The sequence below is a fragment of the Mesorhizobium sp. M8A.F.Ca.ET.161.01.1.1 genome, assembly GCF_004792105.1.
Taxonomy (GTDB): Bacteria; Pseudomonadota; Alphaproteobacteria; order Rhizobiales; family Rhizobiaceae; genus Mesorhizobium.
Genome location: NZ_SRTD01000011.1, coordinates 80,546 through 106,275 on the forward strand (window position 1 = coordinate 80,546; position 25,730 = coordinate 106,275).

At 63.2% G+C, this 25,730-nt stretch carries 25 protein-coding genes, 2 pseudogenes and 1 riboswitch; of the genes and pseudogenes, 6 read left to right on the forward strand and 21 right to left on the reverse strand.

From position 1 onward, the window contains the following. Nucleotides 1-3: 3 nt before the first annotated feature. The 10 genes and pseudogenes from ispH to coxB all read right to left on the reverse strand — a co-directional run bounded on the left by ispH (nt 4) and on the right by coxB (nt 7,868). Nucleotides 4-1,014 (reverse strand): 4-hydroxy-3-methylbut-2-enyl diphosphate reductase, encoded by a 1,011-nt coding sequence (ispH, locus tag EN804_RS24160; RefSeq protein ID WP_135865340.1) that lies wholly within the window; start codon nt 1,012-1,014, stop codon nt 4-6. A gap of 87 nt (nt 1,015-1,101) precedes the next feature. Next, nucleotides 1,102-1,857 (reverse strand): SURF1 family protein, encoded by a 756-nt coding sequence (locus tag EN804_RS24165; RefSeq protein WP_189524560.1) that lies wholly within the window; start codon nt 1,855-1,857, stop codon nt 1,102-1,104. Beyond that, the gene (locus EN804_RS24170) at nt 1,854-2,240 is read right to left on the reverse strand and encodes a DUF983 domain-containing protein (protein ID WP_027142361.1); all 387 of its coding nucleotides are present in this window, start codon (nt 2,238-2,240) and stop codon (nt 1,854-1,856) included. Before EN804_RS24170 ends, EN804_RS24165 begins: the two co-directional genes overlap by 4 nt. A gap of 18 nt (nt 2,241-2,258) precedes the next feature. Further along, nucleotides 2,259-2,381, reverse strand: a pseudogene (locus EN804_RS38840) (L,D-transpeptidase family protein); the annotation flags it as partial. Nucleotides 2,382-2,461: 80 nt separating this feature from the next. After that, nucleotides 2,462-3,343 carry a cytochrome c oxidase subunit 3 gene (locus tag EN804_RS24175; RefSeq protein WP_127279330.1) on the reverse strand — a complete coding sequence of 294 codons (882 nt, stop codon included), beginning with the start codon at nt 3,341-3,343 and terminating at the stop codon, nt 2,462-2,464. Between the two features lies 1 nt (nt 3,344). Then, complete coding sequence (locus EN804_RS24180; protein WP_127279329.1) at nt 3,345-3,977, reverse strand: cytochrome c oxidase assembly protein; 633 nt, start codon at nt 3,975-3,977, stop codon at nt 3,345-3,347. Continuing rightward, the gene (locus tag EN804_RS24185) at nt 3,977-4,144 is read right to left on the reverse strand and encodes a hypothetical protein (protein WP_189522194.1); all 168 of its coding nucleotides are present in this window, start codon (nt 4,142-4,144) and stop codon (nt 3,977-3,979) included. Before EN804_RS24185 ends, EN804_RS24180 begins: the two co-directional genes overlap by 1 nt. Beyond that, nucleotides 4,141-5,085 carry a heme o synthase gene (locus EN804_RS24190; protein WP_127279328.1) on the reverse strand — a complete coding sequence of 315 codons (945 nt, stop codon included), beginning with the start codon at nt 5,083-5,085 and terminating at the stop codon, nt 4,141-4,143. The genes EN804_RS24185 and EN804_RS24190 overlap by 4 nt, the downstream gene beginning before the upstream one ends. A 75-nt stretch (nt 5,086-5,160) precedes the next feature. Next, nucleotides 5,161-6,813: a cytochrome c oxidase subunit I gene (gene ctaD / locus EN804_RS24195; protein WP_127279327.1), complete on the reverse strand. Its 1,653-nt coding sequence runs from the start codon at nt 6,811-6,813 to the stop codon at nt 5,161-5,163. 38 nt (nt 6,814-6,851) lie between these two features. Then, nucleotides 6,852-7,868 (reverse strand): cytochrome c oxidase subunit II, encoded by a 1,017-nt coding sequence (gene coxB, locus EN804_RS24200; RefSeq protein ID WP_167531500.1) that lies wholly within the window; start codon nt 7,866-7,868, stop codon nt 6,852-6,854. Nucleotides 7,869-8,127: 259 nt separating this feature from the next. Here coxB and EN804_RS24205 point away from each other — a divergent pair, with 259 nt between their 5' ends. The 3 genes from EN804_RS24205 to EN804_RS24215 all read left to right on the forward strand — a co-directional run bounded on the left by EN804_RS24205 (nt 8,128) and on the right by EN804_RS24215 (nt 11,128). Further along, nucleotides 8,128-8,688 (forward strand): invasion associated locus B family protein, encoded by a 561-nt coding sequence (locus EN804_RS24205; RefSeq protein ID WP_127281239.1) that lies wholly within the window; start codon nt 8,128-8,130, stop codon nt 8,686-8,688. 171 nt (nt 8,689-8,859) lie between these two features. Continuing rightward, nucleotides 8,860-10,272, forward strand: a complete 1,413-nt coding sequence (gene tldD / locus EN804_RS24210; protein ID WP_135916283.1) for a metalloprotease TldD — start codon at nt 8,860-8,862, stop codon at nt 10,270-10,272. Between the two features lie 241 nt (nt 10,273-10,513). After that, a complete protein-coding gene (locus EN804_RS24215; RefSeq protein ID WP_246693477.1) occupies nt 10,514-11,128 on the forward strand; it encodes a transglutaminase-like cysteine peptidase in 615 nt (204 codons plus the stop codon). A gap of 213 nt (nt 11,129-11,341) precedes the next feature. On the opposite strand, the gene EN804_RS24220 is transcribed toward EN804_RS24215, so the two are convergent. The 3 genes from EN804_RS24220 to EN804_RS24230 form a co-directional block, all read right to left on the reverse strand. Next, on the reverse strand, nt 11,342-13,819 hold the full coding sequence (locus EN804_RS24220; RefSeq protein ID WP_135921549.1) for a caspase domain-containing protein: 2,478 nt from the start codon (nt 13,817-13,819) through the stop codon (nt 11,342-11,344). 157 nt (nt 13,820-13,976) lie between these two features. Further along, nucleotides 13,977-15,212 (reverse strand): class I SAM-dependent RNA methyltransferase, encoded by a 1,236-nt coding sequence (locus EN804_RS24225; RefSeq protein WP_127279342.1) that lies wholly within the window; start codon nt 15,210-15,212, stop codon nt 13,977-13,979. Next, nucleotides 15,209-15,973: a TlyA family RNA methyltransferase gene (locus tag EN804_RS24230; RefSeq protein WP_127873114.1), complete on the reverse strand. Its 765-nt coding sequence runs from the start codon at nt 15,971-15,973 to the stop codon at nt 15,209-15,211. The genes EN804_RS24225 and EN804_RS24230 overlap by 4 nt, the downstream gene beginning before the upstream one ends. A 172-nt stretch (nt 15,974-16,145) precedes the next feature. Between EN804_RS24230 and EN804_RS24235 the strand changes: the two genes are divergently transcribed. Beyond that, nucleotides 16,146-16,547: a GFA family protein gene (locus EN804_RS24235; RefSeq protein WP_127873113.1), complete on the forward strand. Its 402-nt coding sequence runs from the start codon at nt 16,146-16,148 to the stop codon at nt 16,545-16,547. On the opposite strand, the gene EN804_RS24240 is transcribed toward EN804_RS24235, so the two are convergent. From EN804_RS24240 to EN804_RS24265, 6 genes are all read right to left on the reverse strand, one after another. Continuing rightward, nucleotides 16,544-16,837 carry a hypothetical protein gene (locus tag EN804_RS24240; protein WP_127873112.1) on the reverse strand — a complete coding sequence of 98 codons (294 nt, stop codon included), beginning with the start codon at nt 16,835-16,837 and terminating at the stop codon, nt 16,544-16,546. The two genes, EN804_RS24235 and EN804_RS24240, sit on opposite strands and share 4 nt — an antisense overlap. Before the next feature lie 148 nt (nt 16,838-16,985). Beyond that, nucleotides 16,986-18,923, reverse strand: a complete 1,938-nt coding sequence (gene dxs, locus EN804_RS24245) for a 1-deoxy-D-xylulose-5-phosphate synthase (protein WP_189524561.1) — start codon at nt 18,921-18,923, stop codon at nt 16,986-16,988. Nucleotides 18,924-18,995: 72 nt separating this feature from the next. Continuing rightward, entirely contained in the window at nt 18,996-19,916 is a 921-nt protein-coding gene (locus EN804_RS24250; protein ID WP_135921551.1) for a pirin family protein, read from the reverse strand. A 40-nt stretch (nt 19,917-19,956) separates the two neighbouring features. Next, entirely contained in the window at nt 19,957-20,223 is a 267-nt protein-coding gene (locus EN804_RS24255) for a DUF2277 domain-containing protein (RefSeq protein WP_027035955.1), read from the reverse strand. A gap of 92 nt (nt 20,224-20,315) precedes the next feature. Next, entirely contained in the window at nt 20,316-20,567 is a 252-nt protein-coding gene (locus tag EN804_RS24260) for an exodeoxyribonuclease VII small subunit (RefSeq protein WP_127280686.1), read from the reverse strand. A gap of 3 nt (nt 20,568-20,570) precedes the next feature. Continuing rightward, nucleotides 20,571-21,497 carry a histone deacetylase family protein gene (locus EN804_RS24265; protein ID WP_135921552.1) on the reverse strand — a complete coding sequence of 309 codons (927 nt, stop codon included), beginning with the start codon at nt 21,495-21,497 and terminating at the stop codon, nt 20,571-20,573. A 178-nt stretch (nt 21,498-21,675) separates the two neighbouring features. Next, nucleotides 21,676-21,858: riboswitch (cobalamin riboswitch) on the forward strand. 171 nt (nt 21,859-22,029) lie between these two features. Here EN804_RS24265 and bluB point away from each other — a divergent pair. Further along, nucleotides 22,030-22,539: pseudogene (bluB, locus tag EN804_RS38085) on the forward strand (5,6-dimethylbenzimidazole synthase); the annotation flags it as partial. Between the two features lie 164 nt (nt 22,540-22,703). On the opposite strand, the gene EN804_RS24275 reads toward bluB, so the two are convergent. Further along, nucleotides 22,704-23,687 carry a hypothetical protein gene (locus tag EN804_RS24275; protein ID WP_246693478.1) on the reverse strand — a complete coding sequence of 328 codons (984 nt, stop codon included), beginning with the start codon at nt 23,685-23,687 and terminating at the stop codon, nt 22,704-22,706. A gap of 87 nt (nt 23,688-23,774) precedes the next feature. Then, complete coding sequence (locus tag EN804_RS24280; protein WP_135921554.1) at nt 23,775-24,383, reverse strand: TetR/AcrR family transcriptional regulator; 609 nt, start codon at nt 24,381-24,383, stop codon at nt 23,775-23,777. A 119-nt stretch (nt 24,384-24,502) separates the two neighbouring features. Between EN804_RS24280 and EN804_RS24285 the strand changes: the two genes are divergently transcribed. After that, complete coding sequence (locus EN804_RS24285) at nt 24,503-25,723, forward strand: MFS transporter (RefSeq protein ID WP_135921555.1); 1,221 nt, start codon at nt 24,503-24,505, stop codon at nt 25,721-25,723. Nucleotides 25,724-25,730: the final 7 nt, after the last annotated feature.

Sequence of the window (25,730 nt, forward strand, 5' to 3'; positions counted from 1 at the left end):
CGTTCACGCGGCCCCGTTGACGAAGGCCATGTCGGCCGTCGTCAGTTCGACATCGCGCAATACCCGCATGACCGGAAAATCCTCTGTTTCGGTGGCCGTGATGGCCAGGTCGATGGTCACATCGAAACGCTGACGGAACGCGTCGATGATCTCGTCGACGATGATCTCCGGCGCCGATGCTCCCGCCGACAGGCCGAGCGTCGAAATGCTGCCGATGTCATTCCACGGAATTTCGGCGGCGCGCTGCACGAGAAGCGACATGGCGGCGCCGGCGCGTTCGGCAACTTCGACGAGGCGGCGCGAATTCGAGGAATTGGGAGCGCCGACGATCAGATAGAGGTCAGCACCGGGGGCCGTGTCCTTTACCGCTTCCTGGCGGTTGGTGGTGGCATAGCAGATCGATTCCGCCGCCGGCGCCTGCAGGTCCGGAAAGCGTTCCTGCAGCGCGCGGATGATACCGGCAGTATCCTCGACCGAGAGCGTTGTCTGGGTGACGAAACCGAGTGCCTCGGGATCGGCCGGCACAAGCCGGGCGGCATCGGCCTCGGTCTCGATCAGCGTTACCGCGCCTTCCGGCAACTGTCCCATGGTGCCGATCACCTCGGGGTGCCCGGCATGGCCGATCAGCAGAACGTGGCGGCCAAGCCGCTGATGCCGCATCGCCTGTTTGTGGACCTTGGAGACCAGCGGACAGGTTGCATCGAGATAGAACAGGTTGCGCGCCTGCGCGTCCGCCGGCACCGACTTGGGCACGCCGTGCGCCGAAAAGACGACGGGCGACTGCCGATGTTCGGCCGGGATTTCGGAAAGTTCCTCGATGAACACGGCGCCAAGGCTTTGCAACCCCTCGACGACGTAGCGGTTGTGCACGATCTCGTGGCGGACATAGACCGGCGCGCCATATTTCTTCAGTGCCAGCACGACAATCTGGATGGCACGGTCGACGCCCGCGCAAAAACCGCGCGGCTGGCAGAGCCGGATCGTCAGAGGAGGCTTGGCGGTTGTGTGAAGCATTAAATCCTGCCGGTTCGTCAGCGCCGAAATGAGGTGCCCACCCCCGCCCTGTCAAGGGTCTGTGTAGAAAGGGGGCGTCGCTCGCGTTCAGTCCTCTTTCGCGGGCCGGCGAAGCCGCAGGACGAGTATGGCGGCAAGCGCGGCGGCGAGCCCGTACCAGGTGACAGCATATTGCAGATGGCTGTTCGGCAGGTCGATGATGGTGACGCCTCCGACCGGCAGACCGCCGGGGTTAGGCGTCTTGTCGGCATCGATGAAGATCGGCACCAGCTTGAACCCAGCCGGCAGGCCGGCGCTCGCGGCCATGACGTCGCGGTCCTTCCAGTAGAAGATGTTCTTCCCCACGTCATTGTCTGGAAGCATCATCGAGGGCTTTGCCGACAGCGGGTTGCGAGCAAGCCCGGTGACCGTGACCTTGCCCGTTAGCTGTCCCTTGGCACGCTTGGCGGCATCCTTGAGGTCGTAGGGCACAAAGCCACGGTTGATCAGAACGAAACGGCCATCGTCGAGGGCCAGCGGCGTGTAGATGTTGAAACCGGCATCTCCTTCCCAGGTCGCGTAGAAGTGCCGTTCGCCGGAATGCAGGAAAGTGCCGGTGACCGTGACCGGCGTGTAGTCGACGTCGCCGGTTGCGGCGAATTCCTTCTCGACCTCTGCCAGCGGCAACGGCGCCGAATGGGTGCGCTGGTCGATGGTCTGCAGCAGGCCTTCCTTCCAGTGCAGGCGCTGGACCTGCCAGGTGCCGAGCGCCAGCAGGATGAAGAACAGCACAAGGCCAAGGGCGATCAACAGCGCCAATCTCGGCCGCGAACGGCCGCCGGCGTTGGCGAAAGCTTCGCTCATTCGCCGCGATCCAGCCGACCCTCGGCCGCTTTGTTGCGGTATTGCAGGGTGAGCAGCACGCCCTTGATCAAGCGAAGCGCCGTCAGGCACAGCACCAGGGCGAGCGGGATCCATATCAGCAGATGCAGCCAGAGCGGCGGGCTCAGCGTCACTTCAACCCAGAGCGCCAGCCCGACGATGATGAAGCCGATGATCAGGATGACGAACACCGCCGGCCCGTCGCCGGCATCGGCGTAGGAATAGTCGAGGCCGCAATTGACGCAGCGCTTGCCGACGGTGAGGAAGCCGGAAAACAGCCGCCCCTCGCCGCAGCGCGGGCAACGGCCGTGCAGGCCGGCCGAAATCGGATCGATCGGAGGCCAGATCGCCCTATCTTCACTCATGGTTGTCTTCATTCATGGTCATTGCTCGACATCGATCGGCGTCCCATCGGCCACCATTGCCCAGATTTCGTCCATGTCGGAGTCCGTAACCGCAATGCAGCCGTCGGTCCAGTCGACCAATTGAAGCAGCCAGCCCCACCACGACAATCATTGCGCCGAAAAGAAGAAGGCGGCCACGTTGCCGCGACCGCCTTCCCCAAATCGAAATCCCAAAGGCTGGATCAGTGGCCCTCGATCACCGCGCCGACCGATCCCCAGACGTAGATCGAGGCGAACAGGAACAGCCAGACCACGTCGACGAAGTGCCAGTACCAGGCGGCCGCCTCGAAGCCGAAATGCTGCTTGGGGGTGAAGTCGCCCTTCATCGCGCGGATCAGGCAGACCAGCAGGAAGATGGTGCCGATGATGACATGGAAGCCATGGAAGCCGGTCGCCATGAAGAAGGTGGCGCCGTAGATGGAATCCTTGAAGCCGAACGGCGCGTGCATGTACTCGTAGGCCTGCACCATGGTGAACAGCATGCCGAGGCCGACGGTCAGCACGAGGCCGTTGACCAGCCCCTTGCGGTCGCCATGGATGAGCGAGTGATGCGCCCAGGTGACCGTGGTGCCCGACAGCAGCAGGATGACGGTGTTGTAAAGCGGCAGGTGGAAGGGATCGAGAACCTCCATGCCCTTCGGCGGCCAGACACCACCGGTAAACGTGTGGCGCGCGTAGTTCTGCACCTCACCGGCAAAAAGACTGGCATCGAAATAGGCCCAGAACCAGGCGACGAAAAACATCACCTCCGAGGCGATGAACATGATCATGCCGTAGCGCAGGTGCAGCGACACGACGCGCGTGTGGTGGCCCTCATGCGCTTCCTTGATCGTGTCCGACCACCAGGCGAACATGGTGTACAGCACGATCACGATGCCGATGAAGAACAGCCAAGGATTGGCAATGTTGAAGCCGAAGATCGGGAAGGAACCGCCCTTCAGGTATTCCATGAGGCAGACACCGCCAAAAGCGGTGACAAGCGCCCCGACCGATCCCAGGAAAGGCCACGGGCTCGGGTCGACGAGATGGTAGTCATGGTGTGGTTTTGCGTGCGCGTCTGCCATATCAACCCCCGAGATTTCCTTCGGTATCTGAAACTGTCTTGCTATTGCCCTTGGCCGGCTCCGAGGAGGCGACCGGCTTGTTCTTCTCGACCGGGAACATCGTATAGGACAGCGTGATCGTCTTGATGTCCTTCAGTTCCGGCACGTTCACGATGTCGGGATCCACATAGAACAGGACCGGCATGTCCAGCGTCTCGCCGGGCTTCAGCGTCGTATCGGTGAAGCAGAAGCATTCGACCTTGTTGAAGTAAGGGCCCGCCAGTTCCGGCTGCACGTTGAACGTGGCGCGGCCGGTGACGGGGCGATCGAACTTGTTGGTGGCCTGATAATGTGCCTGCACGGTCTCGCCGATCTTCATGGTCATCGAGCGCTGGACCGGCTGGAACTCCCACGGCACGCCGGCAATGTTGGCATCGAAGCGGACGGTGATCTCGCGGTCAAGCACGCGGCCGGCATACTGCTTCTCGACACGCTGCGTCGTGCCGCCATAACCGGTCGCCTGGCAGAACATCTTGTACAGCGGCACGGCTGCATAGGCCATGCCGATCATGCCGGTGAAGAAGGCGAGGCAGACAGCCGCGACGACGCGGTTGCTGGTCTTGCCCGCCGTCTTTCTGGGCGTCTCGGCGCTCATCACATCTTGCCCGACAAATTGTGGCCGAACTTCACGATCGTCGCGATGTAGAAAATCACGACCAGCAGAGCCAGCGCCACGCCAATCGCAATGGAACGGCTGCGCTGGGCCTTCTTCTGGCGCTCGGTCAGGGTGACCGTCTCGAGTTCTTTCTCGACCATGGTCATGCCCCACCCATGGCAAGCGCGCGTTCGACGACACTGTCGGCCAGATAGGCGGCGAAGATGGCGAAGAGATAGAGCAGCGAATAGGCGAACAGGGCCTTGGCCGGCTTCATGGCGCGGTCATCGTCGGCCATGCCAAGCACTTTCCAGGCATACCAGACGAAACCAGCGCCCAGCAGCAGAGCGGCCACGCCATAGAATGGCGTCGTGTAGCCGAGCAGCCAGGGCAGCACGCCAACTGGGGCCAGCACCAATGCATAGGCGAAAATCTGACGACGGGTCGATGCATGACCTGCGACGTTCGGCATCATCGGGATGCCGGCGCGGCCATAGTCCTCGGACTTGAACAGCGCAAGCGCCCAGAAATGCGGCGGCGTCCAAAGGAAAATGATTAGGAACAGGATGATGCTTTCGAAACTGACCGACCCGGTCACCGCAGCCCAGCCGATCACCGGAGGAATGGCGCCCGCGGCACCGCCGATGACGATGTTCTGCGGCGTCGAGCGTTTCAGCCATATCGTGTACACGACGGCATAGAAGAAGATGGTGAAGGCCAGCAGCGTGGCGGCCAGCCAGTTGACCAGCACGCCGAGCGTCATCACCGACAGGACCGAAAGCACCAGGCCGAAGCTGAGCGCCTCGTGCGGCTGGATACGGCCCGACGGGACCGGGCGGCTGGCGGTCCTGGTCATTACCGCGTCGATGTCGGCGTCGTACCACATGTTGAGGGCACCGGAGGCGCCAGCCCCGATCGCAATTGCCAGGATGGCTATCACCGCCAGCAGCGGATTGATGGTCACCGGTGCGGCGACCAGCCCGACAAAGGCGGTGAACACCACCAGCGACATGACGCGCGGCTTCAGGAGTGCGAAGAAATCGCCCGCCGTCGCTTCCGACATGCGGAAGCCCGCTTCGTCAATGCTGGTTTCGTCGACTAGGGCCATGCGTACTGAAGTCCATTATTCCGTTGGCCAAAACCGCCGGCGGACCGGCGGTTTCGCATTCGAGGGGAAGCCGCCTTACTTGATCTTCGGCAACTGCTCCCACTGGTGGAAGGGCGGCGGCGAAGGCAGCTGCCATTCGAGCGTCGTTGCACCCTCGCCCCACGGATTGGCGCCGGCCACCCGCTTCTTCTGGAAGGCTTCGAACACGCAGTAGAGGAAGATCAGGACGCCGACGGCCGAGATATAAGAACCGATGGACGACACATAGTTCCAGCCCGCAAACGCATCGGGATAGTCGATGGTGCGGCGCGGCATGCCGGCGAGGCCGAGGAAATGCTGCGGGAAGAAGATCAGGTTGACGCCGACGAAGGTGACCCAGAAGTGGGTGTTGGCGATGACGGGCGAGTACATGTAGCCGGTCATCTTCGGGAACCAGTAGTACCAGCCGGCGAAGATGGCGAACACCGCGCCCAGCGACAGCACGTAGTGGAAGTGGGCAATGACGAAATAGGTGTCATGCAGCGACCGGTCGAGGCCGGCATTGGCCAGCTGGACGCCGGTGACGCCGCCGATGGTGAACAGGAAGATGAAGCCCAGCGCCCACAGCATCGGCGTCTTGAACGAGATCGACCCGCCCCACATCGTTGCGATCCAGGAGAAGATCTTCACGCCCGTCGGCACCGCGATGACCATGGTGGCGAAGACGAAATAACGCTGCGTGTCGAGCGACAGGCCGGTCGTGTACATGTGGTGCGCCCAGACGATGAAGCCGACGGCGCCGATCGCGACCATGGCGTAAGCCATCCCGAGATAACCGAACACCGGCTTCCTCGAGAAGGTCGAGACGATATGGCTGATGATGCCGAAGCCCGGCAGGATCAGGATGTAGACTTCCGGATGGCCGAAGAACCAGAACAGGTGCTGGAACAGCAGCGGATCACCGCCGCCATCGGGAGCGAAGAAGGTGGTGCCGAAATTGCGGTCGGTGAGCAGCATGGTGATGCCGCCGGCCAGAACCGGCAGGGACAGCAGCAACAGGAACGCAGTGACCAGCACCGACCAGGCAAACAGCGGCATCTTGTGCAGCGTCATGCCAGGGGCGCGCATGTTGAAGATCGTGGTGATGAAATTGATGGCGCCGAGGATCGAGGAGGCGCCGGCGATGTGGATCGACAGGATCGCCAGATCCATGGCCGGACCGGGCTGACCCGAGGTCGAGAGGGGTGGGTAGAGCGTCCAGCCGCCACCAACGCCGTAGGCGCCCGGCGCACTCGGCACGAACATCGAGGTGAGCAGCAGGATGAAGGCCGGCGGCAGCAGCCAGAACGAAATGTTGTTCATGCGCGGGAACGCCATGTCCGGCGCACCGATCATGATCGGCACCATCCAGTTGGCAAAACCGCCGATCAGCGCCGGCATGACCATGAAGAAGATCATGATCAGGGCGTGCGCGGTGGCGAAGGCATTGTACATGCTTTTGCCGCCGTCGACCGCGGCGTCACCGTTCATGCCGTAGACCATCTGCGCCAGGCCGCTGAAGATCTGGATGCCAGGCTCCTGCAGCTCCATGCGGATGGCGACCGACAGCGCGCCGCCGATGATACCGGCCATGATCGCGAAGATCAGGTAGAGCGTACCGATGTCCTTGTGGTTGGTCGAATAAACCCACCGCACCCAGCCATGATACGGCTTGTGGTCGTGCCCGTCGTGAGCTGCAGCGTCTGCCATGTTCCGCTCCGTTCCCTAAATCTTGCTAAACCGCGGCATCAATTGCCGGCGGCCGCTACCTTGTTCTGGCCATCGACCTCGGCCATGAGCGTCTTGTTGGCGCCCGGCAGATCGGTCTTGGCTGCCGCCAGCCAGGTCTTGAACTGCGCATCCGAGACGACACGGATGGCGATCGGCATGAAGGCATGGTCCTTGCCGCAGAGCTGCGAGCACTGGCCATAGTAGAGACCTTCCTTTTCCGCCTTGAACCAGGTCTCGTTGGTACGGCCTGGAATGGCGTCGATCTTGATGCCGAAGGACGGCATGGCGAAGGAGTGGATCACGTCGGTCGCGGTGACGAGCACGCGGGTCATGGTGTTGACCGGCACCACCAGTTCGTTGTCGACGGCGAGCAGGCGCGGATAGACCTTGCGGTCTTCCTTGCCGGCCTTGGCGCGGTCGCCGTCCTGGAGGATCGCGGAGTTGAAGGCGAGCGTGTTGTCGGTCTGGTATTCGTAGTCCCAGTTCCACTGGTTGCCGGTCGCCTTGACTGTCAGCTTGGCCTCTTCCGGCGGCGTATATTGCGCGGTCAAGAGCTGGAACGAGGGAATGGCCAGGCAAAGCAGGATGACGACCGGACCGACGGTCCAGATCACCTCGATCAGCGTGTTGTGGCTGGTCTTGGAGGGAACCGGGTTGGCGCTCGCGCGAAACCTCACGATGCAGTAGGCGAGGAGAAGGAGCACCAGGATGGTGATCGGAACGATGAACCACATCGTGTAGTTTCCGAACCACTCGATCTGCCGCATCATGTCGGTCGCCGGCGCCTGGAAGGTGGTCTCCCACTCCACGGGCTGGTCGGCTTGGGCGGATGTGCCGGCAAAAATCGTGGCGGCGGCACAAGCACTCAGAAACTTGGCACTTGCTAGAAACCTGGCGCCAGCTAGGAAATTTCTCATCGCCCTCTTCGTCTCCCAGTTCCTCGCGGCTGCGCCAACGAGAATAACGAACAATGCCGGGACGGGAATCCCGACAGTCTCAAGGTGGTTCAAACCATACTCTTTTTCCCTCCGCAAGAAAGGAGCGGTCGAAACCGTGCGGCATTTTTGCGCGCAAGCTGACATGGCTCTTCGAAGGCAATGGCGATGGTGGCGAATCGCGTATGTTCGGCGGGCTGTCCGCCCTACGCTGGCGGAGCCCGCAGAGCGTCGTAATTCAGGCGAATTTGACAGGGAAAAGCGCTGTATTGCCTGTTTCGGGACAGTCCGGCCGCGGTCTCGTCCTTTACTTGGCATTGGCGCAGCTTAAAGTGCCGTGATTCGCAATGGAGCCGTCATGAACTCTTGGCTTTCGAGACTGAGGCATACGCGACTGAGACTTTCGAGAACCCTGGCAAACGCCATGTTTCTCGCCGTCCTGTCGGCGGCCGGTCTGTTCGTCGCCGGGCAGGCCAATGCGGCCCAGCCGAGCGGCACGGTCAAGTCGACGCATGGCGCATGGTCGATCATCTGCGACACGCCGGCCGGCGCGACCTCGGAACAATGCGTGATGATGCAGAACGTCGTCGCCGAGGACCGTCCGGAGATGGGGCTTTCGGTCGTCGTGCTGCGCACCGCCGACAACAAGGCCGAGATCCTGCGCGTGCTGGCGCCGCTCGGCGTGCTGTTGCCGAACGGCCTCGGTCTCAACGTCGACGGCAAGGACATCGGCCGCGCCTATTTCGTGCGCTGCTTCCAGGACGGGTGTTATGCCGAGGTCATTCTCGAAAAGCCCCTGCTCGACACGCTGAAGACCGGCACCTCGGCAACGTTCATCGTCTTCCAGACGCCTGAGGAAGGCATCGGCATCCCGGTCGACCTCAAGGGTTTCGCCGAGGGTTTCGCCGCCCTGCCCTGATCGCGGCTTGGCGCTGAACCAGACCTGGACGCGGCTTTTGCCGACCACTGACGCATGCCTTGCATCGAGCGGACGACGTCATTCGTCGGCGCTGATCTTCATTGCCGATTGTGCGGGCGCGGCTTCACGCCTACATCGGGGGAAAGCAATCATCCCACGGACGGACGCGCCATGAACAGCCTGATCGGCCAATTCGACATTTCAGACGACCGCATCAAGCAGATCGTCGCCGACACCATCAAGGGCGCCGACGACGGCGAGCTTTTCCTCGAATACAGCGAGAGCGAGGCGCTGATGTTCGACAACGGCCGGCTAAAGACCGCCAATTTCAACACCGACCAGGGCTTTGGCCTGCGTGCGGTCGCCGGCGAAGCCAGCGGCTACGCTCATTCCAGCGACCTGTCCGAGGCGTCGCTGCTGCGCGCGGCCAATGCCGTGTCGACCGTCAAGGGTGGGTATTCCGGCACGCTTGCCGCGGCCCCCGCCCGCACCAACCGCCATCTTTACGGCGACGAGAATCCGATCCCCTCGCCGTCCTTCGAGGCCAAGGGGAAGCTGCTGCAGGAAATCGACGCCTGGCTGCGCGCCGAGGATCCACGCGTACGCCAGGTGACGGCCTCGATCGCCGCATCCTGGCAGCATATCGAGATCGTGCGCGCCGACGGCCAGGTGGTGCGCGATATCAGGCCGCTGGTCCGCGTCAACGTCTCGGTCGTCGTCGGCGATGGCGACCGCCAGGAGAGCGGCTCCTATGGCATGGGCGGGCGAAAGGCGTTCGGCGACTTCCTGGTCGAGGACAGCTGGAAGCACGCCGCCAGGGAGGCGCTCAGGCAGGCGCTGGTCAACCTCGAGGCGATCCCGGCCCCGGCGGGCACTTTCGACATCGTGCTGTCCAGCGGCTGGCCGGGCGTGATGCTGCACGAAGCCGTTGGGCACGGGCTGGAAGGCGATTTCAATCGCAAGAAGACCTCGGCCTTCGCCGGCCTGATGGGGCAGCAGGTGGCCGCCAAGGGCGTCACCGTCGTCGACGACGGCACCATCGCCGAGCGGCGCGGGTCGCTCACTGTCGACGATGAAGGCACGCCTTCGGCCCGCAACGTTTTGATCGAGGACGGCAAGCTGGTCGGCTACATGCAGGACCGGCAGAACGCGCGTCTGATGGGCATGAAAGCCACCGGCAATGGCCGGCGCGAAGGCTATGCGCACCAGCCGATGCCGCGCATGACCAACACCTACATGACCTCGGGCGACATGGAGCCGGACGAGATCATCGCCTCGGTCAAGAACGGCATCTATGCCGTGTCCTTCGGCGGCGGCCAGGTCGACATCACGTCGGGCAAATTCGTGTTCGGCTGCACCGAGGCTTACATGATCGAGAACGGCAAGGTGACGCAGCCGATCAAGGGCGCGATGCTGATCGGCAACGGACCTGACGCCATGCACCGCGTCTCGATGGTCGGCAACGACATGAAGCTCGACAATGGCATCGGCATGTGCGGCAAGGCCGGCCAGGGCGTGCCGGTCGGCGTCGGCCAGCCGCATCTGAGGATGAACCAGATGACGGTCGGCGGCACCCGGGTTTGAGGCTCGGCGCCGTTCGGAAGAGATCGACGAAGCGCTGACGCGTTTCGACCTGTTCGTGGCGATAGAACTTCGACGAACAGATCGAGCGGCCGGCGACACGGATGGTGCCTGCCTTCGTCGAGCGTATTCTCTCAGCGACAGGCTATTGCCGGCGTTCCCAACCTGAATCCCGGCCGCGACCTTGAAGCGAACACAATCCACATTAAGACATTATTAGGTCTTTGACTGCTTGGGCTGCCTTTTGCGCACGAACGCAGCACCAGTTCCTCGTTGCGGTGGTGGTTTGGCAATGCGGCCTGTCCTGACTTCGTCTTTCCTGCTTGGCTTCGTTTCGTTGATTGGCGCGACAGCACTGCAAGCCAGTCCGGCGGCAGCACAGTCGACGTGGTTCAAGGCGCGATCGACGCAATCTTCTGCCGCCGCCGTGGGTGGAAGCACCAGCGTCCCCTACGGTTGGATCGACTTCTGTCATCGCCGGCCAAAAGAGTGCAAGGTGCCCGCTCTGCCGGCCGCGAATGTCAAGCTGACAGCACGGAACCTCCGCATCCTCAAGCGGATAAATCAGAAGGCGAACAGCGCCATCGAACCCGTCAGCAATTTCGATCACTGGGGCACGATGGCGGACCATTGGGATTACCCGGTTGACGGCAAGGGCGATTGCAAGATCTACGCACTCTACAAACGCAAGCTCCTTCAGGAGGCTGGATTTCCCAGACAGGCGCTGCTGATGACGGTCGTGCGCGACCTCAACAATGAAGGCCACACCATCCTGACGGTGAAAACCGACAAAGGCGATCTCGTCCTCGACAATATGGTCGACGAAATCAGGCCCTGGAACGCGACCGGCTACTACTGAAACGTCAGTCGCAGCAGAATCCGAATGTCTGGCAGTCAGTCAACCAGCGAGGCGGCACGCCGAAAACCTGACGGATGCCGCCAAGCGCGTAATCTGAGCGGCCGGAGCGATCGCCTTTGACGGGCTGATGCGCCACACCAGAGGCCCCCTGTCTGGCAACGAGCAAGGATGTTCGCCCCGCGAACGGAAAGGGCGAATCCCGGCCGCGGCAGCCTACTGGTTGCAGGCCGGTTCGCCCTGCTTTCCGCAAGACGGCTTTTTCTTGAGCTGCTGTGGCGGCTGCTCCTGCGGGAGACGCCGCTCTTGCATCTGCTGTCTCGGCTGCGCCCGGAATTCCGGCTTCGGCTCCGATCTCTGCGGCCGGAGCACCTGCTCGTTAGGCCTTTCCTGTCTCAACTGACGCTGCGCATTCTCGTTCGGCCTGATCTTGAGGTTGCGCTGGACGTTAACCTGCGGGCCGGCGGCCCCCTGTTCGCTGTTCTGCAGCCGGCGCAACGTCCTGCCCCTGTCGTTCCTGCTGGCGGAGCCCTGATTCTCGTCGGAGAACACCGCCGGATTGTTCCTGCTGAACCGTTTCTGCACGCCCGGTCCGTTGTCGGTTGGCTCACCGTTGACGGTCGGCAGTCTGCGGAGCTTCCTGCTCCTGTCGTTTCCGCTGGCCGGGCCTTGACCTTGGTTGGAGAACAGTTCCGGATTGTTCTTCCTGAGCCGCTCCTGCACGCCAGGCCGATTTTCGGCCGGAGCACCGTTGACGGTCGGCAGCTTGCGGAACTTCTTGCCGTTCTGCCGAGCTGTGCCCTGCTCTCCGGTAACAGCTGCACCGGCATTTCCAGTCGCCTCTTGGTTGCGGCCAACGATGCCTTGCTTGCCAAGCTGCTTCCTGGACTTGTTGCTGGGCAAATTCTCGTCGTTCAGCGCCGGCCTACCGTTGATGAGCGGCAGCTTTCTACCGTTGGCTCCTGGCAGGGCGTGATCGGTTTCAAGCTTACCGGTCGACAAGGTCTTCGACAGCGGAGTCGCTGCATCAGGTTGCTGGCCCTGTATCACACGTTGGCCAGGCTTCGGCGGCAAGCCGCCCTGTTGCTGATTGGACGGGGCCTGACCGGACATGGCCACTCTCTTTTTCAGCAGCGGCGGCAGCGCGACCCTGGCCGCCAGTGCAGCCGGGCCGGCCCCAACCGTGCCTCCGGCCGTCTTCTGGCCTGTCGTGAGGCCACCCTGAGCATTGTGATTGATGGTCTCGTTTTTGATCGTCGTGTTGATGTTGTTGATGACGGTCGTGTTGTGGATGTTGTTGAAGATGATGTCGTTCGGCGGCGGCACGATGTGACGCGGCGGATTGATAAACACAGGTATCGGCACGAATACCGGTGTCGGCAGGACGAAGACGTCAACCGGCGGCGGAGGCGCTTCCAACACGACGAATTCCGGCGGCGGCGGCGGCAGGAAGATCACCGCGATCGGCGGTGGCGGCTCGAAGTCGAAATCGGGATCGTCGAAATAGAGCACCGGCCTGTCGACGTAGACGATTTCCTCCTCCGGCGGCGGCGGCAAATCATAGTCATAGACGGTGAATTCCTCCGGCGGTTCCAGCGCAGCGTCGAAATGCTCGAGCCGCCAGCGCGCGTCCCAGGCATGCGGACCATGCCGATAGCGTCGCAGATAAGACCAATAGGCTTCCGGGGTGTCCTGCAGCCAGGTCTCACGCCACGTGATCGCCTCGCGCCGCGCGGCGATGATGGCGCGCACGCGCTTGGCCATCGGATCGTGTGGATAAGTGACGAGGAAATCCTCGTAGCCGCGCATCGTGTCGCGATCGAGAGCCGCGACATAGGCGTCATGAGCATTGAAATCGCGGATCGCCCTGGTTCGATTGGACCGGGAGTCGGCCTCCGAGACCTTGGGCGCGGGCGCGTCCGCAGCGCGGTCGAAGAAGACGAAAGGCGTGACGATTTTCGAGGCGTTCCACGGCACTTCCGCACCTTGCGTCACCTCGTTGACACGCAATCGTGTGCGGTCGAACACGTCGTCAAGCGACAATCCGCCTTGGCGTATCATCTCGGCCAGCGCCTGGGCATAGGCACCGTAGGGGCCTTTGCCTTCGGGCGCGACCGTTCCGGGAGCGGCGTTGAAGGCAATCAGCATGTTCGGGTCGGGATCGACCAACGCAAGGCCGCCGGCCAGCGGCTCTTTCCACTTCGGGAAGGGATTTGGCCGCGCCGCGTCAAGCACGACGATGTTGACCTTCGTCGGCAATCCGGCCAGCGATTTGGTGACATCGGAGAGCCGCATCGCCTGAAGCGGCACGTCGGCTGGACTGGCAATCTGGGCATCGGTCGGCAAGTAGTAATTCTCGCCTTCGAACTGCACGCCGTGGCCGGCGAGATAGACGAAGACAATCGCGTCGGGACCGGCGGCGGAGACCTTGCCGAGGAAATCGCGCAATGCGCCGCGCAGCGATTCCTGATCGACATCGCGCGCCCCGACCACATCGAACCCGGCCGCCTGCAAGGTCTGCGCGATCAGGCCCGCATCATTGGCGGCGGTCGCGAGCTCGCCGGCCTGATACGCGCCATTGCCGATGACGAACGCCAAGCGCTTTTCACCTTGCGCGAGGGCTCCGGTCGAGGAGCTGACCGCGAAAAAGATAAGAACGATGATGAGGCCGGTGAATTTCTGAAGGGTCTGCATGTCCGTTATCGCCATCGGTTCATATTAGTAACGGCGAATGGGCCGAAATGTTTCCCAAAGATGCGAAATTAGGAACCCGCACAAAGGCGGCTTTAGGGCACAATTTGGTCGAAAGAACAGAGGCTTCAGAAATTTCCTGCGAACCGGCGGTCGTGAACTACCGCCGCCTCTTCGGCCTTTCCAGCAAGGCGACCGCTTCGACGTGAGGAGACCACAGGAACTGGTCGATGGGCGTCACGCTTTTCAAGCTGTAGCCGCCATCGATGAGGATGCGCAGGTCGCGAGCCAGCGTCACCGGATTGCAGGACACCGCGGCAACGAACGGGACATCCGAGCGGGCGATCTGCTTCGACTGATCCTCGGCGCCGGCGCGCGGCGGATCGAAGACAAGGCCGTCGAAGGCGTTCAACTCCTTGAACGTCAGTGGCCGGCGAAACAGGTCGCGGCGTTCGCCCGTCACCCGCTTGATGCCGGTCGCGAAGCGGGAACCCCGGTCGAGCGCCGAGAGTGCGGCCGCATCGCCTTCGACCGCGTGCACCTCCGACTTCGCGGCCAGCCGCAAGGCGAAGCTGCCGCAACCGGCAAAAAGGTCGGCGACCTTTTTCGCACGCTTCAGATGTCCGCCGACGATCTCGGCCATTGTCTGTTCGGCTGCCTCGGTCGCCTGCAGGAAGGCGCCCGGCGGCACGGCGACCGCGACGCTGCCGAACATGACGACAGGCTTCCTCGGCTCGATGACGATCTCGTCGTCGATGGACAATCTGGCAAAGCCCTGCGCAATGACAAAATTGGAAGCGATACGGCGCTGGTGTTCGCCGAGCTTGCCGGGGTCGTGCGCCGCGACGTCGAGGCCCGAAGCCGTCACGGTGACCGCCATCCGGAATGATTTGGTGGTGGCACATATCAATCCGGCCAGCGCCTTCAACGGGCCGAGCGCGGCGACGATCTCCGGCAGCGAGATCGGACATTCGGATATCGAGATGATTTCCGGCGACAGATGGCGATTGAAGCCGAGCAACATGCCTGTTTCAGTGCGCCGGGCGGCAAGCACGACACGGCGGCGCGATCGCGGCGCGCAGGCGACCAGTTCGCCAATCTCGCAATCGATGCCCTTCAATGCGTGCACCACCTTTTCGCGTTTCCACCCGCGATAGGCTTCGGTCTCGAAATGCTGGAGGGCACAACCGCCGCATTCGGTGAAATGGCGGCAGGCAGGGTCGACGCGCAGCGGCGAGGCCTCCAGCACCGCCATCAGCGTGGCGCGATCCCTTTCGCGCGCGGCGGTGACGGTCTCGCCCGGCAGCGTGAAGGGAATGAACAGATCGCCGCTTTCGGTTTCGGCGATGCCGTCGCCCTGCGATCCGAGCTTTCGTATTGTGAAGCGTGCGCTCATCGGTCCTTGATCCCACCGAGCAGGAATTCGCGATTGCCGTCGCCACCTTCGATCGGCGACAGATGGAGGCCGAGCGAGCGCCAGCCGGGAACGGCATCCAGCCAATCCTGCAGCAGGCCCGCGACACGGGCGGCATCGAAGGGGTCCTTCAACAGACCGCCCTTGCCGATCGCCTCGCGACCCGCCTCGAATTGCGGTTTGACCAGAAAGACCGCGCCGGCGCCGGGCCTCGCAAGAGCAAGCGCCGGCGGCAGCGCAAGTTTCAGCGAGATGAAACTGACGTCGGAAACGATGAAATCCGGACTGTGGCCGGCAAGATCGGCGGCGGTGAGATCGCGTGCGTTCAGGCCTTCGATCACGGTTACGCGCGGATCACCGCCGACATCAGGATGCATCTGGCCGTGGCCGACATCGATGGCCGTGACATGGGACGCGCCGCGTTCGAGCAATACCTGGGTGAAACCGCCTGTCGAGGCGCCGATGTCGAGGGCCTCGCGGCCGGCGGGGTCGAGGCCGAAATGGTCTAGCCCGCCGATCAGTTTGAGCGCCGCGCGCGAAACATAGCCTTGCGCCGGATCGTCGATGACAACGAGGCATTGCGGCGAAACGTTCTGGCCGGGCTTGCGGGCAATTGCGCCGTCAACCGTCACCGTGCCACGCTCGACCGCGTCACGGGCGCGCGAACGGCTGGCAAACAGCCCACGCTGGACGAGCAGGTCGTCGAGCCGCTGGCGTGTGCTGGCTGGCAGAGGCGAATTCATCGGCCTTCTCTGGCGAAAGCCCGCGATGAAGGCAAGGACATTACACGGAACAGGGTGACGTCGTGCGTGAACGGCTGGAGCAGCGGGCCAAGCCGCGGCTTGCGCGCATCGCGTCGGGTCCGGCAAAATGGCCGTCGGGGACAGCCTCCATCGGGGAATCCGGGGAGAACGAATGCTGACGGGAACCTGCCACTGCGGCGCGACCCACTGGACCCTGGAGGGCGATCCCGGCCCGGTGACCGCCTGCAACTGCACGCTTTGCCGCCGCTATGGCGCGCTCTGGGCCTATGATTATGTCGACGAGCGCATTCGCGTTTCGGGGCCGACGGCCAGCTATAGGCGCGCCGGAAAGGACACGCCGTCGCTCGAAGTCCTGTTCTGCCCGACCTGCGCCTGTGTGCTGGCCTGGCGCGGCTTGCGCGCCAGCGATTCTGGCCGAATACGCATCGCCGTCAATGTGCGGCTGGCGCCACCCGAAGCCGTTGCCGACCTGCCGATCGACCATTTCGATGGCCTCGACTCTTTCGACGATTTGCCACGCGATGGTCGCTGCGTGCGCGATATGTGGTTTTAGAAGATGGTTCGCGGAACCTGGCGCTCGATAGCCGGAGACAGACCATCGTTCCGGTTGCCCGACGCCTGTTCACGTGGATGCTCGGTCGTAACAGCGGGCTGAGGTGCGGCGTTGGGCACGACCACAAGCTGCGGCATCTGCTTGTAGGAAAAGCCGCCGCGGATACCGCCCATCTTGCCGGCGACAATCCCTGTCGCCGCCTTTTCAAGATTGCGGTCGTAGGGCGTCTCGGCGGCAGCCGGTACCACTATCACGGCCAAGAGGGCCGTGCCGCACAGAAGCGTCTTCATTTTCGTTGTCTCCCTGCCTGGCTGCTGTCTAGCAGGGCGCCGTTGAAAAACGGCCAAGGGACACGGTAAGCGAAAGGCCAAACGGCAGCGTTAACAATGCGTTATGAAATCAAGCCGGCAAACTGAGTCAGACTGTTCAGATTTTGATTCAGGCGCGCTGGGCGCGGACCGTGTGGCCGAGGGCGGTGAAAACGGTGCGCACGATCCCGGCGGCGTCGAGTCCGGCGTCGGCATACATCTTTTCCGGCTTGGCGTGATCGGCGAACACGTCGGGCAGAACCAGCGGGCGTACCTTCAGGCCGCTCTCCAGCAATCCTTCTTGGGCAAGGAACTGCAGCACGTGGCTGGCGAAGCCGCCGATGGCGCCCTCCTCCACGGTGACCAGAACCTCGTGCGAGCGAGCCAGCCTCCGGATCAGATCCTGGTCGAGCGGCTTGGCGAAGCGGGCATCGGCAACCGTGGTGGAAAGCCCGGCCGCGCCGAGTTCCTCGGCGGCGGCAAGGCAATCCTGCAGCCTTGTGCCGAAGGACAGCAGGGCGACCTTGCTGCCTTCCCGGACGATGCGGCCTTTGCCGATGTCGAGAACCGAGCCGCGCTCCGGCATGTCGACGCCGACGCCGTTACCGCGCGGATAGCGGAAGGCTATCGGCCCGTCGTCATAGCCGGCGGCGGTGCGCACCATGTGGCGCAGTTCCGCCTCGTCGGCCGCCGCCATCACCACAAAGCCCGGCAGGCTTGCCAGGAAGGTGGTGTCGAACGCTCCACAATGGGTGGCGCCGTCGGCGCCGACGAAGCCGGCGCGATCGATGGGGAAACGCACGGGCAGTTTCTGGATCGCGACGTCATGGACGACCTGATCGTAGGCGCGCTGCAGGAAGGTCGAATAGATCGCCGCGAACGGCTTGTAGCCTTCCGATGCCAGGCCGGCGGCAAAGGTCACCGCATGCTGCTCGGCGATGCCGACATCGAAGGTCCTTGACGGGAACACCTCGCCGAACAGGTCAAGGCCGGTGCCGCTCGGCATGGCGGCAGTGACGGCAACGATGCGGTCGTCCTCGCGGCCCTCCTGGATCAGGCTTTCGGCGAACACCTTGGTGTAGGCCGGCGCGTTGGCCGGCGCCTTGGCCTGCGCGCCGGTGATGACGTCGAATTTGTTGACGCCGTGATACTTGTCCGCGGCGGCTTCCGCCGGCGCATAGCCCTTGCCCTTCTGGGTGACGACATGGATCAGCACCGGGCCCTTGCCGTTGTCGCGGACATTTTTCAGGACCGGAATCAGATGTTCCAGATTGTGACCGTCGATAGGGCCGATGTGATAGAAGCCGAGTTCCTCAAACAAAGTGCCGCCGGTGACGTAGCCGCGCGCATGCTCGACCGCCCGCGTGATGGCGCGATCGGCCCGCTTGCCGAGATAGGAGGTCAGCTTCTTGCCGAAGTCGCGCAGGCCGACATAGGTCTTGCCGGAAGCCAGTCGCGCCAGATAGGCGCTCATGGCGCCGGTCGGCGGCGCGATCGACATGTCGTTGTCGTTGAGGATGACGATGAGCCGGGCATCGAGCGCGCCGGCATTGTTCATCGCCTCATAAGCCATGCCGGCCGACATTGCGCCGTCGCCGATGACGGAAATGACATTGTTGCGGCCGCCTGAGAGGTCGCGGGCGGCGGCCATGCCCAAGCCGGCCGATATCGACGTCGAGGAATGGGCGGCGCCGAACGGGTCGTATTCGCTCTCGGCCCGGCGGGTGAAGCCCGACAAGCCGCCTTCCTGGCGCAAGGTGCGGATGCGGTCCCGGCGTCCGGTCAGGATCTTGTGCGGATAGGCCTGGTGGCCGACATCCCAGATCAGCCGGTCATCGGGTGTGTTGAAAACATAGTGCAGCGCCACTGTCAGTTCGACCACGCCCAGGCCGGCGCCAAGATGGCCGCCGGTGCGGGACACGGCATCGACCAGTTCGGCGCGCAGCTCGGATGCCAATTGCGGCAATTCGCTCTCGGCCAGCGTGCGCAGGTCGGCCGGGATGCGAATCCTGTCGAGAAGCGGCGTATGCGGCGTTGCGTTCACGTTGGGCCCAGACTTTCTGTTCATCGGCGGGATAGGCCGCCGGCCGGCGAAAGTAAATGCGTGTCGGTGACGCGGACGGCCAGCCTCTCGATCCGCTCAGCCTTCCGGCAGCGGAATGAATTCCTTCTCATCGCCAGGAACGATATCGAAGCGGCCGGTCTTCCATTCCTGCTTGGCCTGCTCGATGCGCTCCTTGGACGAGGAGACGAAATTCCACCAGATGTAGCGCTTCGAACCGAGCGAGGCGCCGCCGAACAGCATGAAATGCGCCCCGGTCAGCGATGATATGACGATCTCGTCGCCGGGGCGGAACACCAGCAGCCGTTCCGCCGGAAAGACGTCGCCCGAAATCGAGACCTCGCCCTCCAGCGTGTAGATGGCGCGCTCTTCCGCATCGGCCGGGATTTTGACACTGGCACCAGGCGCCAGCCGCAAATCAACGTAGAGCGTTTCGGAATCCGCCCGCACCGGAGACCGCAACCCCTGGAAATCGCCGATGACGACGCGGCCGCTGACGCCTTCGGCATCGATTTCGGGAAGCCGAAGCGCCGCTGTGTTCTCGAACACCGGCGCAACCTCTTCCTTGCCGTCGGGCAATGCCAGCCAGGTCTGCAGGCCGGAGATGGACATCGGCGCGCCGCGCAATTCCTGCGGCGTGCGCTCGGAATGGACGATGCCGCGGCCCGCGGTCATCAGGTTCACGTCGCCGGGCTCGATCACCATTTCGGTGCCGAGCGAATCGCGGTGCCTGATCTTGCCGTCGAACAGATAGGTCACGGTCGACAGGCCGATATGCGGATGCGGACGGACATCGAGCGCCTGGCCGGCGCGCAGGATCGCCGGACCCATGCGATCGAAAAAGATGAACGGCCCGACCAGGCGCCGCTTGGCGGTCGGCAAGGCGCGGCGCACATCGAAGCCGCCAATATCCTTGGCGTTCGGGATGACCATCAGCTCGATCTGGTCGCTGGCGAAGGCATCGCCGGCCTCAGGGTCTTTCCCCGGGAAGAAGCTCATGAACTCTCCTGGTCAGCGCTCGGTGGCTGCCTCGGCCGCATCAGGCAAAGCGGATCGCGGCCTTTGCTCTTAGTTTGGCCGCCACCTCTTCGCGATTGCGCGGATGCTGGTGGGTTTCGAGGGAATCAAGCAATTCGCGTGCGGATGCCGCGATGGCTTCGACAGCATGATCGAACGCATGCTGGTTCTGTTTCGACGGACGCGTCGTTCCGCTCAGCTTGCGGACAAACTGGAGTGCCGCGTCGCGGACTTCGTCATTGGTTGCCGGCGGATCAAAATTGAACAGGGTCTTGATGTTTCTGCACATCGTTTCCAAACCTCCTCTGGTCCGTTTCAATCGGGACGAACTGTATCCTCAATCATGATCGTGTCCAAAAATCGGTAAGGCTGCTCGGAGCCTTAGTCCGCGTCGAGCGGCTCGGTTCCAACCGGCTTGCCATCGCGCGACAGCCTGATCTTCTCGACCTTGTCTTCGGCTGCCTTCAGCAACCGGTCGCAATGCGCCTTCAGCGCCTCGCCACGCTCGTAGATCCGGATCGACTGGTCGAGCGGCACGTCGCCACGCTCGAGATCATCGACGATCTTCTCCAGCGCGTCGAGTGCCTGTTCGAAGCTCATCGCCTTGACGTCTTCATTGATCTCACCGCTCATCATTCATCCTTTCATCAGTCGCCCGACATGGGCGGCGACCGAAAATGCCAATCCCTGCAGATCGTAGCCACCCTCGAGTAGGCTGACGAGCCGGTTGCCGCCGTGGCGTGCGGCGCGCTGCATCAACTGGCCGGTCGCCCAGTCGAAATCGTCCTCGGTCAGATTGATCTCGGCCAGCGGGTCGCGGTGGTGCGCGTCGAAGCCGGCCGAAATGATGATCAGGTCGGGGGCGAAATTGTCGAGCGATGGCAGCACGCGCGACAGGAAGGCATCGCGAAACACCTCGCTGCCGGTCTGTGGCGCCAGCGGCGCGTTGACGATGTTGCCGGCACCGGTCTCGTTCTTCGCCCCGGTGCCTGGGTACAACGGCATCTGGTGCGTCGAGCAATAGAGCACCGACGGATCGTCCCAGAAAATATCCTGCGTGCCGTTGCCGTGATGCACGTCCCAGTCGACGACGGCGACACGCTCGGCGCCGTGCCTCTTCTGCGCATGGCGGGCAGCGATCGCCGCCGTGTTGAAGAAGCAGAAGCCCATTGCGGTGGTCTTTTCGGCATGGTGGCCGGGCGGACGGGCGGCGACGAAGACATTGTCGGCGCGGCCCGCAAAGACGTCGTCGACGGCGGCGTTGGCGGCGCCGATCGCCGTGATCGCGGCCTGCCAGCTCTTCGGGCTGGCGGTGGTATCGGCGTCGATGTGGGCAATGCCTTCGTCGGGGATGGCGGCGCGGACACGCGCGACGAAATCGGCGGGATGCGCGTAGAGGATCGTCGCCTCGTCGCCTTGCGGTGCCTCGACGCGGTCGAGCGCGGCAAAAGCTTCGTCGTCGAGCACGCGCTCGATGGCGCGCAGGCGGTCGGGCCGCTCGGGGTGACCCGGCGGGGTGACGTGTTCGAGAAAGATGGGGTGCGTGTAGAGACGGGTAGCCATCTCCCCTATCTAGTGCCCCGACGCCGTAATGGCCATGCGTGGCGGCTTGATCGCTGGGGAAAATCACGCCTGCGTCCATTGGCGTCGCTGCGGGGATTGGCGCCGCCGGGGCTTCGGCGTAAGGTTGCCGCCACTGCCTGGTGCCTGCCGGTCTGTTTGTTTTAGCCGCATTCTGCGACGCCAAATGATTTCACTTGGCTGCAAATGCTCCGGCGGGAGAATCGGGAACACGGTTGAATTCCGTGGCGTGCCCAACGCTGTAAGGGGGACCGCGCCGGTAAATGCCACTGTCGATGACGGGAAGGCACCGGACGCGGGTTGATCCCGAGCCAGAAGACCGGCCTGGCAGGCATCGTCATCCGCATGGTCAGGCGGATGACATCAGAGCGATGTGGGTCCTCTTGGACGCGCAAAGTTCGCTCTGAGAATTTGAATTGCTGCAATCGCAAGGGGACAAGCGATGCCGGAAGCCATGACCGCTCCATTGGGCGATGGATTTGATCAGATAGCGCGTGACGCGGTTTATCGCGCCATGTTCACGCGGCGCGACGTCCGCAGCCATTTTACATCGGAGGCGATCGACGATGCAGTGCTGGCGCGGCTGCTGCTTGCCGCCCACCACGCGCCATCGGTCGGCTTCATGCAGCCCTGGAATTTCATCGTCATTCGCGATGCCAAGCGACGGGCGGAGGTGCGCGACCTGTTCCTTGCCGCGCGTGAACAGGAACTGCCGGCAATCGAGGCAGACCGGCAGGCGATTTACCGCAAGCTCAAGCTCGAAGGCATTTGCGAAAGCGCATTCAACATCTGTATCACCTGCGACCGCGAGCGCTCGAAAGGCTCGCCGCTGGGGCGCTGGCACAACCCCGAAATGGACCTCTACAGCACGGTCTGCGCGGTGCAGAATTTCTGGCTGGCCGCTCGCGCCGAGGGTGTTGGCGTCGGCTGGGTCAGCATCATCGAGGCGCAAGCGCTGAACAGCCTGCTGTCCATCCCCGATCACGTGACGCCGATCGCCTATCTCTGCGTCGGTCGTGTCTCGGAGTTCGCGCCGAAACCGGACCTCGAAACGCATGGCTGGGGCCGACGCCTGACGCTGTCCGACCTGATCATGAGCGAGACGTTTTGCGGCCAGGGTGAGGCACCGCTCAAATCGGCGGTGGCCCGCCTCGACACCGTCACAGGTGCGCCCACCAGCCCCGCCGATCAATGCGTCGCGGCGGCCGTGCCCCAGCGCGAGCCGCCGAAGGTCGAGAGCGCCTTGTCCTTGAGTTCCCGGAACTTCGACGAGGCTTCGGCCAGCCTGGCGTCCCAGGCCGGATCAGGCACCTGGCCCTCGATGGTCTTGAAATAGACCTGCATCAGGCAGGCAATGGCGAATGGCTCGATGAAGGCCGCCTTGAAAGCCCAGGCAAAGACGATGGCGAGCACGAAAGCCCAGCCGGCGAGTTGCCCGGGCATGACATAAAGAATGGCGGCTGCCGGAGCCAGCATCAGCAGGAAGATCACGAAAGACACGCCCCACATGATGACCGCCAGCCAGACGGCGTTCTTGACCAAGGTCTTGCCGTTCTGGGCGTAGAGCACCACGCCTTGCCGCGCCGTCTCGAAGGGCGAGGACGAATTGATGCGGATGTTGTAACCGAGAATGATCTCGTCGACATAGGTCAGCGACAGGCGGATCACCGTGTTGAGGAACGAGACCAGGCCGCTCAGGCCGGGAATGGGCAGGAAGGCCGCGATGCCGCCCAGCAGGCCGGTGATGGCGCGGATGGCGCCCTTGACCAGCTGGTCGACGACGAAAAGGATGTTCGCCTCGGCAAAGCGCTCGGTCACAACCTCTTTCGCGTAGGCGATCTGGTTCTGGCCGTCGGGAACGTCATGTCCGTCGATCAGATGCACCATGACGGCGATATGGCCTGCCTTGACGACGTAGAGGATGTATTCGCGCAGCCAGTAGACAGCGATCGAGACGACGCCGAATCCGACCACGCCGCCCCAAAGGGCAAAGGACAACGGTCCGTCGGGATCGGTGGAGATATGGCCGACGCCATAGCCGACCGAGGCACCGGTGCCGGTGGCCATGATGTAGGCCAGCGTGATGCCGAAATAGACGATCATGCGAAAGACAATGAAAGGCCAGGTCCGCATCATGATGGATACCGACCTGCCGATATCGAAATCCCACATGCCCCGAATCCCCCAGAGGTGGCTGTGGAGGATGCGCCCAAACCAGCTATTGTCAATTGGAGGCGGTGGCGGAAGCGCCACGGCGGCTCAGTTTGGCCGTGCTTCCGGTTTGTCGAGCAGGCCTTCGAGCAATTGCTTGAACGCGGCCACCACCTTTCTCGACGTCGCTTCGGGATCGTTCGAGTTGGCGATCCGCTGTGCGGCCTGACTGCTCGCACCGTTGATCAACCCCGCCGCCGTTTCGGGATCGACGCCCGGCACCACCATCCCCTCCTGTTGCAGCGCCGTCAGATGATCGGTCATTGAACCGACGCAGGCATTGGCATTAGACCATTGCGCCGGATCGCCCAGCACGGCCGGGCCATCCCGGAACATGATGCGCTGGATTTCCGGCTCCAGCGCCATTTCGATATAGGTCGTGCATTCGTCGACGAAATGCTGCCAGCGGGTCGGCGCCCTCGCCGCGACCTCATTCACCCGGGCGGCCATTTCCGCGTCGATCTCGGCGATAACCGCCTGCAGCAGTCCCTTCTTGTCGCCGAAGTGATGATAGAGGGCACCGCGTGTCAGTCCGGCCGACGCGGTGAAATCGTCCATCGACGCTTCGGCGTAGCCAATGGTGCCGAAAGCCTGGCGGGCCGCCGTGATCAGCTTGGCTCGCGTCTCGGCAATCATCTCCTTGCGGGGTTTGTGCATGGTTCTGGACCTATTCACATACGCCTCGTATGCCAATTGACATACGCTACGTATGAACTATCTGACATTCATACGCATCGTATGTAATTGTCGCTTCATCCTTTGTCGAGGAACCCGCCATGCAAAACCCCTATTCGGAAATCTTTCGCGCCCCCGGAGCCAAAGGCTTTGCGGCCGCCGGCTTCCTGGCGCGCCTGCCGATCGCCATGGCACCGATCGGCATCGTGGCTATGCTGTCTCAGACGCGTGGCGAATACTGGCTGGCCGGCGCGGTCTCGGCGACTTTCGCGCTGGGCAACGCTTTCGTGGCGCCGCAAATATCAAGGCTGGTGGACCGTCTGGGCCAGACACGCATCGTGGTCCCCACCACCATCATCACCGTGATCGCCTTCGCGGTCCTCATCTCGGCAGCCAATCAGGATTGGCCGGTCTGGACGCTGTTCGTCTCGGCACTGGCGGCCGCGGCCATGCCCAGCATGCCGGCAATGGTGCGCGCCCGCTGGACCGAGATCTTCAGAGGACGGCCGCAGATGAACACCGCTTTCGCATTCGAATCGGCGGCGGACGAACTGGTCTATATTGCCGGCGCGTCGCTGTCGGTGGGGCTCAGCGCAGGCCTCTTTCCTGAAGCCGGCGTCCTGGTCAGCACCGTGCTGCTGGCCATCGGTTCAACGGCTTTCATCCTGCAGCGCTCGACCGAACCGCAGGTGCGGCCGGTGGACCGTGCCACGAGCGGCTCGGCAATAAGGCTGCGGCCGGTGCAGATCATCACCCTTGCCTTGATTTTCATCGGCGCGACCTTCGCGACGACGGAAGTGAGCACGGTGGCCATCACTGGGGAATTCGGCCAGCCGGGCGCCGCCAGCCTTGTCATCGGCGTCTATGCGCTGGGATCGTTCGTGCTCGGCATCATCGTCGGCGCCCTCAACCTGCAAGCACCGCTGCAACGCCAGTTGGCAATCGCGGTCGCCCTGGTCGCGCTTGGCACGCTTTTGCCGCTCACCGCCGGTACGGTGCCGCTGCTGGCGCTGACCGTGTTCATCAGCGGCGTGGCGATCTCGCCGACCTTCATCACCGCCTTCGGCCTGATCGAACGGCATGTGCCGGAAGCGATGCTGACCGAAGGCATCACCTGGGTGATGACCGGCATCGGCATCGGTATGGCGCTCGGTTCCTTCGCCGCCGGCGCGGTGGTGGATGCGTTCGGCGCCCAGAACGGGTTCTGGGTTTCGGTTGCATCAGGCGTTATCGCATTGGTTACGGTGCTGCTCGGCCAGCGCAGCCTCGCCACCCACGAATGCGAGTTGGAAGGATGCGAGGCGGCAATCCCTGCCGAATGACCGCCAG

Bases quoted from the DNA above. Each gene is read 5' to 3' on its own strand.
- ispH (WP_135865340.1), bottom strand. From the start codon at position 1,014: ATGCTTCACACAACCGCCAAGCCTCCTCTGACGATCCGGCTCTGCCAG.
- EN804_RS24165 (WP_189524560.1), bottom strand. From the start codon at position 1,857: ATGAGCGAAGCTTTCGCCAACGCCGGCGGCCGTTCGCGGCCGAGATTG.
- EN804_RS24170 (WP_027142361.1), bottom strand. From the start codon at position 2,240: ATGAGTGAAGATAGGGCGATCTGGCCTCCGATCGATCCGATTTCGGCC.
- EN804_RS24175 (WP_127279330.1), bottom strand. From the start codon at position 3,343: ATGGCAGACGCGCACGCAAAACCACACCATGACTACCATCTCGTCGAC.
- EN804_RS24180 (WP_127279329.1), bottom strand. From the start codon at position 3,977: ATGAGCGCCGAGACGCCCAGAAAGACGGCGGGCAAGACCAGCAACCGC.
- EN804_RS24185 (WP_189522194.1), bottom strand. From the start codon at position 4,144: ATGACCATGGTCGAGAAAGAACTCGAGACGGTCACCCTGACCGAGCGC.
- EN804_RS24190 (WP_127279328.1), bottom strand. From the start codon at position 5,085: ATGGCCCTAGTCGACGAAACCAGCATTGACGAAGCGGGCTTCCGCATG.
- ctaD (WP_127279327.1), bottom strand. From the start codon at position 6,813: ATGGCAGACGCTGCAGCTCACGACGGGCACGACCACAAGCCGTATCAT.
- EN804_RS24205 (WP_127281239.1), top strand. From the start codon at position 8,128: ATGAACTCTTGGCTTTCGAGACTGAGGCATACGCGACTGAGACTTTCG.
- tldD (WP_135916283.1), top strand. From the start codon at position 8,860: ATGAACAGCCTGATCGGCCAATTCGACATTTCAGACGACCGCATCAAG.
- EN804_RS24220 (WP_135921549.1), bottom strand. From the start codon at position 13,819: ATGCAGACCCTTCAGAAATTCACCGGCCTCATCATCGTTCTTATCTTT.
- EN804_RS24225 (WP_127279342.1), bottom strand. From the start codon at position 15,212: ATGAGCGCACGCTTCACAATACGAAAGCTCGGATCGCAGGGCGACGGC.
- EN804_RS24230 (WP_127873114.1), bottom strand. From the start codon at position 15,973: ATGAATTCGCCTCTGCCAGCCAGCACACGCCAGCGGCTCGACGACCTG.
- EN804_RS24235 (WP_127873113.1), top strand. From the start codon at position 16,146: ATGCTGACGGGAACCTGCCACTGCGGCGCGACCCACTGGACCCTGGAG.
- EN804_RS24240 (WP_127873112.1), bottom strand. From the start codon at position 16,837: ATGAAGACGCTTCTGTGCGGCACGGCCCTCTTGGCCGTGATAGTGGTA.
- dxs (WP_189524561.1), bottom strand. From the start codon at position 18,923: ATGAACAGAAAGTCTGGGCCCAACGTGAACGCAACGCCGCATACGCCG.
- EN804_RS24250 (WP_135921551.1), bottom strand. From the start codon at position 19,916: ATGAGCTTCTTCCCGGGGAAAGACCCTGAGGCCGGCGATGCCTTCGCC.
- EN804_RS24255 (WP_027035955.1), bottom strand. From the start codon at position 20,223: ATGTGCAGAAACATCAAGACCCTGTTCAATTTTGATCCGCCGGCAACC.
- EN804_RS24260 (WP_127280686.1), bottom strand. From the start codon at position 20,567: ATGAGCGGTGAGATCAATGAAGACGTCAAGGCGATGAGCTTCGAACAG.
- EN804_RS24265 (WP_135921552.1), bottom strand. From the start codon at position 21,497: ATGGCTACCCGTCTCTACACGCACCCCATCTTTCTCGAACACGTCACC.
- EN804_RS24275 (WP_246693478.1), bottom strand. From the start codon at position 23,687: ATGTGGGATTTCGATATCGGCAGGTCGGTATCCATCATGATGCGGACC.
- EN804_RS24280 (WP_135921554.1), bottom strand. From the start codon at position 24,383: ATGCACAAACCCCGCAAGGAGATGATTGCCGAGACGCGAGCCAAGCTG.
- EN804_RS24285 (WP_135921555.1), top strand. From the start codon at position 24,503: ATGCAAAACCCCTATTCGGAAATCTTTCGCGCCCCCGGAGCCAAAGGC.